At 58.5% G+C, this 253-nt stretch carries 1 protein-coding gene; it reads left to right on the forward strand.

Translation table 11 applies throughout. From position 1 onward, the window contains the following. A partial coding sequence (locus D8U73_RS29335; RefSeq protein ID WP_206663020.1) for a hypothetical protein occupies positions 1 to 221 on the forward strand: 221 nt, incomplete at its 5' end. Positions 222 to 253 lie beyond the last annotated feature (32 nt).

Below are 253 nucleotides of genomic sequence, written 5' to 3' on the forward strand. Positions count from 1 at the left end.
GGTGTGTGGTGTGTGGTGTGTGGTGTGTGGTGTGTGGTGTGTGGTGTGTGGTGTGGCGAGCGAGCTTGCTCGCGCTGGGCTGCGCAGCGGCCCCAGGTTTTTGTGAGCGCTACGCACTCAAGCGCGAGCAAGCTCGCTCGCCACAACTTCATTCCCCGAAAGACAACTGGCGAGCAAGCTCTATGTCCCCCGAGTTCGGCTCCAAATATCAGCGTTATTGATCAACGGCCTTGGGCTGCTTGAAACAGGAAAC

The organism is Pseudomonas sp. Sample_22, from assembly GCF_004307635.1.
In the GTDB taxonomy this organism is placed as follows: Bacteria; Pseudomonadota; Gammaproteobacteria; order Pseudomonadales; family Pseudomonadaceae; genus Aquipseudomonas.